The organism is Methanothermobacter sp. (genome assembly GCF_049720995.1).
Taxonomy (GTDB): domain Archaea; phylum Methanobacteriota; class Methanobacteria; order Methanobacteriales; family Methanothermobacteraceae; genus Methanothermobacter.
Genome location: NZ_JBNASF010000037.1, coordinates 1 through 10,078, shown reverse-complemented (window position 1 = coordinate 10,078; position 10,078 = coordinate 1). Strand labels below are relative to the sequence as shown.

Genomic DNA, 10,078 nt, shown 5'->3' with positions numbered 1-10,078 from the left:
GTATCCATGAGCTCAGAGAGGTTCTCAGGGACAGGTTCAGGGTCACGACCAGGGAAAAACCCATCAGGCTGGGAATTAAGGGTCACAACACTGCAGCCCAGTTTTCTGAGGATGTATGGCATTGTGTAGGATCCGGCACCGCAGCCACAGTCAATCACAACCCTGAAGTTTCTCTTTCTGATGGCCTCTGCGTCGACCCTCCCTATAACCTCCTCCTGGTACTCGTCTATTATGCTCTGATTGACTGTTAGATGGCCGATATCATTCCATGAAGCCCTCTTAAATTTTTCCTGGAAGAATATTTCCTCTATTTCCTCCTCCATCCCATCAGGGATACCTATACCGTCACAGTCAACGAATTTTATGCCATTGTACTCTGGGGGGTTGTGGGAAGCGGTTACGATAACACCCCCATCATAGTAATTCCTCACCGCATACTGGACCGCCGGTGTTGGCAGTATCCCGAGGTCAACAACATCGCATCCGCTGGATAGAAGGCCTGATATAACTGCATTTTTTATCATGACCGTCGATGTCCTTGTATCCCCCCCAACAGCGATTTTTCCATCTACAATGGAACCATATGCTGCTGCAAGTTTAGATGCGAATTCAGGGGTTAAAACCTCATTTGCAAGTCTCCTGACACCAAATGTACCGAATAGCCTCTTCATTTTCATAACCTCTGTATGATTATTGATGACGAATGAGTTTAACAAACTTCCACCCTATAAACCACAAAATATCTCAAACTTCCACCCTATAAACCACAAAATCCCTATTTCTGTAGACCTCTCTTGAATACAGGGGCGTTTTCCTGTTTTTAGTGTCAAGAATTATATAACCTACCCTATCCATTCTGATGTCATCCTCAGTATAATCAAGGGTGATGGTGTATTTCCGGGCGTCAATTGTGTATTTAGATCCAGGGGCGTAGCCACCTGCAGATACCGGTTGTCCTCCAATAGAAACTATCAACGGCTGAATATGGTAACCGGAGACAACAACTGTTTTATGGTCCCCATTATACTTGAACCACTGGGCGACTTCCATTTCAGATTCAGAAACCAATGGTTTAACGGTGCTTGCAATTCCATAGCCGCTGCACAGGGAGTAAACTGATATGAACAGGACCAGGACATAAACAGGCCACCTCCTATCAGCCATGCTCATTGAATTGAAGATGCTGGCCCCCATTGCCGCCGCAGGAAAGAGTGCAAAGTACAGTATTCTGTCCGATAGGACCTTCAATCCCACAGTGGAACAGGCACTCAGAGCCAGAACAAATATTAACCATGTGGCCATCAGGATATCCCTTCTATCCCTCCTTTTAAGTGCACATATTAATCCCGTCAGTGCAAGTACAGTAAGCAATGCCCCGAAATGATTGATGTACCCCTCAATGGAAAGTGGGTCTGCCGGGGGGGGCCTGAAGAAAAATCCATATTTAACCAGAAGAGGTGCGTACCAGATCATGGCCAGCATGAAACCTGTTAAGATAATTAAAAGTAAATTTCCAGGCTTTATACTGTAACCCCCGATTCTGAAAGCCAGTGCTGATATTAGAACCACTGCAAGGACCATTGCTGCGGATAGGGTGTGTGTTAACATCAGAACACCAAAAATAATCCCAGTGAAGACCGGATAAAGTTTAGAATCATTTTCCATTGAAATGTAATAACCATAAACAAAAAAAGGTACGAATATCATTGCCATGGCTTCTGGGATGGGCATGATTATCCTTAAGAAGAATATGCTTGAAATTGAAAGCATTCCAGTTAAAAATCCAGTTAAAAATCCGTAGAACCTTCCTGCAACATGAGAAAAGGACAGGATAATCAGAAATGCCATCACCGGCTGTATGAACCTTGCCACGGTTAAAAAGCCAAGACCGGTGATTTTAACAAGGAGAGTCAGCATTACATGAAATAGGGGCGGATAACATATGGGTCTCCCGTAAGGGGCACATGTAAGCGGATCCCAGAAGACGATGCCCCTCTCCATGTAAAGCATAGCGTTATGTATATGGTAGTAGATATCCCATGTAAGTGGTGTGCTGTACTTGAGGGATGGTACGAGTGCGAGAAGGAATGCAAAGAGTGGAGGTAGAAGGGTCAATATCAAAGTGGTGTTCCTCTTGACAATCTCCATAGGTATCCCTGCTATGCTTTTCATGGGTATGGAATGAGGTTGGTTATCATGGTTATTAAGGATATCCTCTCTGAAAACAGAAGATTTGTTAAGGAAGAAGGACCCCTTCTGAGCGCAAAACCAGCCAGGGTATCTGCATAATCACATGCATGGACTCCCGGCTCACAGGATTCCTTGAAGAGGCCCTCGGGATAGGCAGGGGTGATGCAAAGATAATAAGGAATGCAGGCAACATTGTGGATGATGGTGCTGTGAGGTCAGCTGCGGTGGCCATATACGCCCTTGGTGTGCGGGAGATAATCATAGTGGGGCACACAGACTGTGGAATGACACGCCTTGATGGGGACCCCATGGTATCAGAGATGAGGAAACTTGGCGTTGATGAGGATGTCATTGAGAATTTCAGCCTCAGCACACTGAACCCCATAGCCGATGAGGAGGAAAATGTAATCGAGGGTATCAGGAGGCTTCGGTCATCGCCACTTATACCTGAATCAGTAAAGGTCCATGGTCTCATCATTGACATAGCCACAGGTGAGCTCAAACCGATCCACATTGATGAGGAGTGAGCTAAAAACTCTCCCCTGATTTTGACCTGATGGCAGATGGTTTCTCAACAACTATCTCCAGTGCCCCATGGTACTCCTTAACCCTTCCTGTTACCTGGATCCTCATTCCCCTTAAGATTTCAGGGCTCATTTCCATGCCTTCCGAGGCTGATTTAAATACAACCGCAGTCAGTGTCCCTGTCCCATCATTTATTTTTAAAAGTAAGGTTCCCGATTCGAGTTCATGAACCGACTCCACGGTACCCTCAACCGTAATTTCCCTGTCCAGCATGGAACCATCCACATCTGACACTCCAACGATGGGGGGTGTGAGTGATGCTGAGGATACTATCATTCCAATAAATCCGGCGATTCCCAGTAGAGACGATATTATGAGTAGTGTCCTGTCATCCAGTATGAAACCCATGAGGTTATGTAATACATATGGATATTTAAATATTACTGGAGGGTTATTTCCCCATCAGGCCTTGAACATTGACTCTATACGGGAAACCGTATCAATGTCATCAGGGCTGAGATCATCCCTTATGCGTTTTACAACCGGAAAACGAAGAGAGTAACCGCTCTCATACTCAGGGCTGCGTACTATTTCACTGTAGGCCACCTCAAGTATTATCTCCGGTCTGACCCTGAGTTTCCTCCCCTTCCTCTCAATGGCAAGATTCTCCATCCTGTCTGAGAGCTCCTGGAGGGTTTCATCATCCAGGCCCGTTGCAACATGAGCCACCGTCACAAGCTCCCCTGTAGCATCATCCCTTGCAGCCAGAAGGTATGAACCAATGAGGTGGGCCCTTTTTCCACGGCCATAGGTACCTCCAACCACGATGAGGTCCAGTGTTTCGGGTTCGGCCTTGAATTTAAGCATCTTTTTGCCCCTTATACCTGGTATATATGGTGACTCTGTGTCCTTTATCATTATACCCTCATGCCCCTCCTTTATTGATTCCCTGAAGAGCCACAGGGCTTCATCAACATTATCAGGACCCACATCAACCATTTGACTCACCTCAATCTCTCCTGGAATCTCGGAAATAATTGACTCAAGAATGCTCCTTCTCTCCCTAAGTGGTTCATCAATTAGGGGCCTTTCATAATAGAGGACGTCGAAGAGGAAGAGGGAGAGGGGGACCTTCTTCCTCAATCTTTCTATATCATACTTTCTCCTGACCCTCTGGAGTATGTACTGGAATGAAGCTGGTTTACCCCCAATTGTGACAATGATCTCACCCTCAACTATGTAGTCTTCAGCTGGAAGCGCCCTTTCAACGCCCTCAAGGATGTCGGGGACCGCCGCGGTTATGTTTTCAAGTCTCCGTGTGAAAATGGATATCTCATCTCCCTTTCTGTGTATCTGGACCCTTATCCCATCATACTTTGTCTCGCAGAATGCCCTTCCAAGTTCCTCTATTGCCGATTCTATGCTTTCAGCAAGCTGTGCAAGCATTGGCTTTACAGGTCTTCCAGGTTCAAGGTTCAGCTTCTCAAGGCCCGAATTACCTTCCTCCATTGCAACGGCAGCCACCATGCCCAGGTCATTGGTGAGCATGTGGGCCCTCTCAACAAGGGCCGGGTCGGCTCCTGAAGCCCTGGAGATGGCATCCCGTATAATTCCCTCTGCAACGCCCACCCTGAGTTCCTCAAGGACCGTCCGGGTGATGTAACGTGCCTCAAGGGGCTTTGCCTGGGATAGGACCTCAACAAGTATGCCTATCTTCTTTGCCTGGGCCCTTTCACCTGTTACGGATGTCAGTGAGCGCAGTTTATCATAAACAAATTCAACAGTGAGGGGTTGTGAAAAGAAGGTCGTCTGGGTTTTCTTTGAGAAGAGTTTTTCACTCGCAAGTCCTATGTCTCCCTCCTCCCTTATTGCATCTTCTATTTCATCAACCGAAACCCCCACAATGGTTGATATCGCCCGCATGAGAAGTTTTATACCAACCCCGAGTTCCTCCTCACTCCAGACCGGAAAAACCCTTCCAAGCATGAGGAGGGTCACCACCGGTAAAAGGTTCCTGTCAATGCTGCTGAAGAGCTCTGAAAGGATATCTGTCTTTTCGAGGCGCTTTGTTGTGGATTCAAGTTTTCTGTAGACCTCTGCAAGTTCAATATAGAGCAATCTATCCAACTCCCTCATCTGTAAAGTGTCTGAAGAGGCTCCACGCCCATTCAATTGCCTCATCGTCCCTTGAAAAAAGGACCCTTGATGTATCATAGAGGCCGTCTGATAGGAAAAGAGATAGGGCCATTGACCCCTCCGTTATTATGAGGCTGAAGTTAAGCTTTTCCGGGATGGTGTGAATCCTGACATTTTGAGGCAAATCACTTTCAATGGGGGCTGCAAGATCCTCTGAAAGTATTATCTCAGCCTTCACCCTTGACCTCATGAGATCCCCATAGAAGGGCTGATATACCCCTGATAGGATCCACACCCTCTCTGAATTTAGGGCGTTCTTCGCCACAACCTCATATGGTTCTGTGAGGTTCTCAGGCTTTGATTCAAGAATAGTGGCCCCTTCAAGGGCTTCTATGCTGGATAGGAGGTGATCCGGTATTGATGATAGGTCATGGTCAATTAAGAATTCTGATAGATCTCCAAGAGCAAGGAGTGACCTTATGATACCCTGCACCTTGAGGGATATTATCCTCCCTGTTGCTGAAAGTTCATAGCGGCGGCTGGTCCTTGAGACCATTCTCTTCTCTTCCAGCTGATATATGGCATGTAGAATGGTTGATGAGCTTGATCTTATAACTGTTCTCATCTCAGATAGCTCCATGGGGCCATTCCTGAGAGCAAGCAGGACCTTCAGTCTCACTTCAGAGCCAAAAATGAACCTGAGCTCCTCTTTGACTTCACTGTAACCTTTCAGCAAGGATTCACCTCAACATCTTTTATTCAAGAAAAACATCAAATTTTCCGCTGACACCACATATGGGGCATGGTTCAGGTGGTGCTTTCCTTGCGCAGAGATAACCGCAGACACGGCACCTCAGTACCGGGATCCTGAGGTCAAGTTTTCCCCCACGGATTTTTTCCATATTCCTTCTCTCAGGGATCGATCTAAATTCCACACTCTCATCCCTGACGTAAAGGCCACAGTAGCATGTCCCATATTCCTCAAGATCCTCGTCCCTGTAATCACAGGGGCATACTATATCCCTGTCCTCCTCTGGATTGCCGGACGCGAGCCGGCAGGGGCAGGAATCATAACCATACCTTTCACGGTTGGTGAGAATTCCCCGCAGGAGTTCCATGACAAATTCCCTGTCAGGGTTGAGTTTATAGCCTGACCTCTCTGCAGATTCCATTATCTCTCTGTAGAGTGCTTCAAGTTCATCATCCATGATGATCCCTACCTGAGGGCTGATTTTATGGATATTGCATCGAAGCCCACGATGACATCCCCCTCATCTATCGCAAGTGTGGGGAATGATAGGGATGGGTTCCACTTTCGAAGTTCCCTGAGGGCCTCTTCACGTTCATCGCCCTGGAGGAGGTCGACGTATATGTAATCATAGGCCACTCCAAGTTCCTCCAGCAGTTCACGGGTTTTTTTGCACCATCCACATGTGCTCAGGGCAAAAAGCAGGATCTTTGCCTTTTCGGTGCCGTTGACATGTTCAAATTTCATTGGACCACCACTGTAATTTCTGTTACTGGCCCATATTAACTGTTGGGGAATAGAACCGGCACGGTAGATGCCCCTGCCGGATGATGGTGGTTGGCACGGAAATTCCAGATACCTGATTCATCAGTGCTTCAATCACCCCTGAGGATCCTGAGGGCGCAGTATTCCCCGCACATGGTGCACATCTCTGGATCATCGACCGGGCACTGCATCCTGTACTCTGCAGGTTTTCTTGAGTCGAATGCCATTTCAAACTGTTTATTCCAGTCAAAGGATTTCCTTGCATTTGCCATTTCAAGTTCAGATTTCCAGGGCCCTGGCAATTTAATGGCGGCGTCTGCGGCCTGTGCAGCTATCCTGGACGCCACCACCCCCTCGATAACATCCTCCACCCCTGGTATGGCAAGGTGCTCTGCGGGTGTTACATAGCAGAGGAAGTCGGCCCCGTTCATTGCCGCCACTGCACCACCTATGGCCGCGCTTATATGGTCATAGCCGGGGGCCATGTCGGTTACTATTGGACCGAGAACATAGAATGGTGCGCCGTCACAGACAGACTTCTGTATCTTCATGTTTGCTGCGATCTGGTCGAGTGGCATGTGGCCGGGGCCCTCAACCATGCACTGGACATCTGCATCCCGGGCCCTTGCAACGAGATCCGCCAGGGTGAGGAGTTCTTGGAGCTGGGGTATATCAGATGCATCTGCAAGGCAGCCGGGTCTCAGACCATCCCCAAGGCTCAGTGTTACATCGTATTCATATGCCAGCTCAAGGAGGTAGTCATAGCTGCTGTAGAGGGGGTTTTCCTCCTGGTTGTGCATTATCCACGCCGCAAGGAATGCGCCTCCCCTGCTCACTATACCCATTATCCTGTCTGATCGCTGGACCCTCTCAACTGTCTCAAGGGTTATCCCGGAATGCACTGTCATGAAGTCAACACCATCCCTGGCCTGGTTCTCTATTGCCCTGAACATGTCATCCTCATCCATGTCCACAACCGAGCCGCTGGATGCGAAGGCCTCAACACCGGCCTCATAGATGGGTACTGTTCCAACGGGTACGTCGACAGATTCAAGCACAGCCCTTCTGACTTCCCGGAGCATTGGGCCCGTGCTGAGGTCCATGATGGCGTCTGCACCATATTCCACGGCCGCCATTGCCTTTTCAACTTCAAGGTCAATGTCCTCCATCTTTGAGGATGAACCAATATTGGCATTTATCTTCGTTGAAAGGCTCTCTCCTATGCCGCATGGTGATGAACTTCTATTAACATTGGATGGTATGACAGCCCTGCCATCTGCAATGCTTTTTATGAGAATCTGAATATCAATGTTCTCCTTGCGGGCTACCTCCTCCATTTCAGGGGTTATATTGCCCTTTCTTGCATCTTCCATCTGAGTCACTTTGATCCCTCAATCTTAATATATGGACATAAATAAAAATAATTTCATGATGAGAAAGCTCCGTGCAAGGGATATAATGCTTCGTGATGTTATTGTGGCTAATCCAGAAGACCTTGTGGCGGCTGCCAACCTCAAGATGGTCCGTGCAAATGTCGGTGGGGTCCCTGTTGTGGAGGACGGCAAGCTTGTTGGTCTCATAACCCACAGGGATATTCTGCTTGCCGGTGGTGAGGCCCTGAAACTGCGGGTGAAGGACATCATGAGCAAGGACCTTGTTGTTGTGGATGAGGATACTCCAATAAGCAGGATAAGCAGGATAATGGCAGATACCGGTTATCAGAGACTGCCTGTTGTGAAAGACGATATGCTTGTGGGACTTATAACTCAGAGCTGCATCATAAAGGCTGTTGCAGACCACCTTTAAAGTTATACAAGGGGTTCCGGTGACGCTGGATTTCTTTCTGAATTCTTATCCCCAGAGGCCCCCATCCTTTCCAGTCTGAGTTCAATGAATCTCTTACCCTTTTTTGTGCAAGCATATACGGGTATTGAGGAGCCCACCTTCAGCAGTGCCCTTCTATCTGCTATGCGCCTTATGTATTTTGATGCGCAAGCTGTTACAACGTCACATGTATTGATTATTTTCTCTGCGCCCCTGTAATCTATTCCTGTGAGGTGAACCGCAAAGAGGTATATTTCTCCATCACCCATTCCCCTTAACTGCTCTGCATCAAGTGGATCCTTTACGGTGACTGCAACCCTGCTGTAGCCCATTTCAAGTGCCCTTTTAACGCCCTTAACCTGGTCTATTGTTGCCTTTTCAGGTTCGATGACATTTTGAGGGCCAATTTTTCCTATAACATCCTTTTCAGGGGAGGTGCTGATGAAGCCGGATATTCTTCCACCTATGCCCTGTGCGAGTTCTGGTTCTGTTACAATGACGGTTCCTGCCCCATCGCAGACCAGCACGGCTGCGTCCACCTCGCCCTCGGCAAGGAGTGTTGAGATAATCTCTGAGATGCCAAATGATAGAAAATCCCTCATCCTTAATTCACGGTTGGCTGTGCACATGCCAAAATCCTTGATGCGAAATTCAATATTCTGGCGGACCGCCTCAGATGTGATCTTTTCAATGCCACGATACTTATGGAACAGGGGGCAGTAGTGGATCAGTGGCTCCGATACATGGACCACCTTACCGTCCCTCACTGTAACCCGGGTTTTGCCCAGGGCCTCTATTACATGTTCACCCACAGAGAACACCTCAACGCTGGGGATATGGAAATCCTTCAGCAGGATCAGGTTTCAGGATCAGGGAAGCATCTGACCTCAGAAGCGCATTTACAGTTGCACTGAATGAGCATAGTGTTCCTATACCACATGCCACCCTCTCATCACCAGATATGATATCCACAGTTATATAATCTTCCATTCTTACCTTTTCCCTTACACCTGCCCTGCCCATCCTGTGGAGGATCCTGTTGCCCAGGGCACCCATAGACCTGTCAAGCCAGAAATGTTTGAGTGGGCAGAGGTCACAGTAATTTTTGAAGAGCCTGTTCCACTTACTGCTTCCAAATCCTGCATCGATTTCGGCCCTTATGGTAGCATATGCTATGCAGCAGCCCCAGTTCCTGCCAATAACCACTCCATCCTGAATAAGGTATGAGTGAACCCTCCTACCCCTCCATTCAAGTCTTCCTGTGATCCCCCTCTCGTATTTCTCCATTCCAGTGTTCCGGGATCTTTCTGATGCAAGTTCTTTTCTGATTGAACTCACCCTTGAAGCTGCTATGTTGATAGCGCAGACCGGACAGAACCCTGAAGCTGCTGATACAATTTTTTTGCCGTTTTTAGAATAGAAAACAACCTTTATACCTGCCCCGTCCCTTTTAACCTCAACGAATCCACCCTCTGACCATATTCTGGAGATGACCATGGATGCTGTGTTAACAACCCTTCCATATCCCGCCATTTCTGCAACTCGTTTCTGATCATTTTTATCTGTAAGAAATGGTTTCAGGGCATCTGCAATCTCATCATCAAAAAAACCGGCGTTTATCTCTGCTTCGAGGACTGCCGGTGCCCATGTTATGTCAGACCCCTCCCCAGCCGGATCTCCCTGGGGATCCAGTATACGTGCCCTGACCCCCTCAGGGTACTCTGAGGTTTCAACAAGGAATCCCCCCTCTGAGAGATGCCTGAGTAACAGGTGGCATGCGCCACATGCACCCTCTGAAATATCAAGACCCGGGATCTGCATGGACCTCCCACACTGCAAGTGACTGATGGTATTTATGTTAGCACCCAGGTAATAATGGTTGCATCCGGG

At 47.9% G+C, this 10,078-nt stretch carries 11 protein-coding genes and 1 pseudogene; 2 read left to right on the top strand and 10 right to left on the bottom strand.

What is annotated here, in order from left to right:
* Together ACPLJI_RS08625 and ACPLJI_RS08620 are read right to left on the bottom strand one after the other, a co-directional pair.
* Positions 1-671 (bottom strand): annotated as a pseudogene (locus tag ACPLJI_RS08625) (phosphoglucosamine mutase); the annotation flags it as partial.
* 73 nt (positions 672-744) lie between these two features.
* A complete protein-coding gene (locus ACPLJI_RS08620) occupies positions 745-2,172 on the bottom strand; it encodes a hypothetical protein (RefSeq protein WP_424730395.1) in 1,428 nt (475 codons plus the stop codon).
* A 125-nt stretch (positions 2,173-2,297) separates the two neighbouring features.
* Between ACPLJI_RS08620 and ACPLJI_RS08615 the strand changes: the two genes are divergently transcribed.
* Positions 2,298-2,717: a beta-class carbonic anhydrase gene (locus tag ACPLJI_RS08615; protein ID WP_424730394.1), complete on the top strand. Its 420-nt coding sequence runs from the start codon at positions 2,298-2,300 to the stop codon at positions 2,715-2,717.
* 1 nt (position 2,718) lies between these two features.
* Here ACPLJI_RS08615 and ACPLJI_RS08610 read toward each other — a convergent pair whose 3' ends face one another.
* From ACPLJI_RS08610 to thiC, 6 genes are all read right to left on the bottom strand, one after another.
* Complete coding sequence (locus ACPLJI_RS08610) at positions 2,719-3,123, bottom strand: exodeoxyribonuclease VII large subunit (RefSeq protein ID WP_424730393.1); 405 nt, start codon at positions 3,121-3,123, stop codon at positions 2,719-2,721.
* Positions 3,124-3,177: 54 nt separating this feature from the next.
* A complete protein-coding gene (locus ACPLJI_RS08605) occupies positions 3,178-4,833 on the bottom strand; it encodes an ATP-dependent DNA ligase (protein WP_424730396.1) in 1,656 nt (551 codons plus the stop codon).
* Between the two features lies 1 nt (position 4,834).
* Positions 4,835-5,587 (bottom strand): helix-turn-helix transcriptional regulator, encoded by a 753-nt coding sequence (locus ACPLJI_RS08600; RefSeq protein ID WP_424730392.1) that lies wholly within the window; start codon positions 5,585-5,587, stop codon positions 4,835-4,837.
* Between the two features lie 19 nt (positions 5,588-5,606).
* Complete coding sequence (locus ACPLJI_RS08595) at positions 5,607-6,059, bottom strand: ferredoxin-thioredoxin reductase catalytic domain-containing protein (protein ID WP_424730391.1); 453 nt, start codon at positions 6,057-6,059, stop codon at positions 5,607-5,609.
* 8 nt (positions 6,060-6,067) lie between these two features.
* Positions 6,068-6,346 carry a glutaredoxin family protein gene (locus tag ACPLJI_RS08590; protein WP_424730390.1) on the bottom strand — a complete coding sequence of 93 codons (279 nt, stop codon included), beginning with the start codon at positions 6,344-6,346 and terminating at the stop codon, positions 6,068-6,070.
* Positions 6,347-6,474: 128 nt separating this feature from the next.
* On the bottom strand, positions 6,475-7,746 hold the full coding sequence (gene thiC, locus ACPLJI_RS08585; protein WP_424730389.1) for a phosphomethylpyrimidine synthase: 1,272 nt from the start codon (positions 7,744-7,746) through the stop codon (positions 6,475-6,477).
* 46 nt (positions 7,747-7,792) lie between these two features.
* On the opposite strand from thiC, the gene ACPLJI_RS08580 reads away from it, so the two are divergent.
* Positions 7,793-8,170 (top strand): CBS domain-containing protein, encoded by a 378-nt coding sequence (locus ACPLJI_RS08580; RefSeq protein WP_424730388.1) that lies wholly within the window; start codon positions 7,793-7,795, stop codon positions 8,168-8,170.
* A 2-nt stretch (positions 8,171-8,172) separates the two neighbouring features.
* On the opposite strand, the gene ACPLJI_RS08575 is transcribed toward ACPLJI_RS08580, so the two are convergent.
* Positions 8,173-9,000: a methanogenesis marker 8 protein gene (locus ACPLJI_RS08575; protein WP_424730387.1), complete on the bottom strand. Its 828-nt coding sequence runs from the start codon at positions 8,998-9,000 to the stop codon at positions 8,173-8,175.
* Between the two features lie 10 nt (positions 9,001-9,010).
* Positions 9,011-10,009 carry a hypothetical protein gene (locus ACPLJI_RS08570; protein ID WP_424730386.1) on the bottom strand — a complete coding sequence of 333 codons (999 nt, stop codon included), beginning with the start codon at positions 10,007-10,009 and terminating at the stop codon, positions 9,011-9,013.
* Positions 10,010-10,078: the final 69 nt, after the last annotated feature.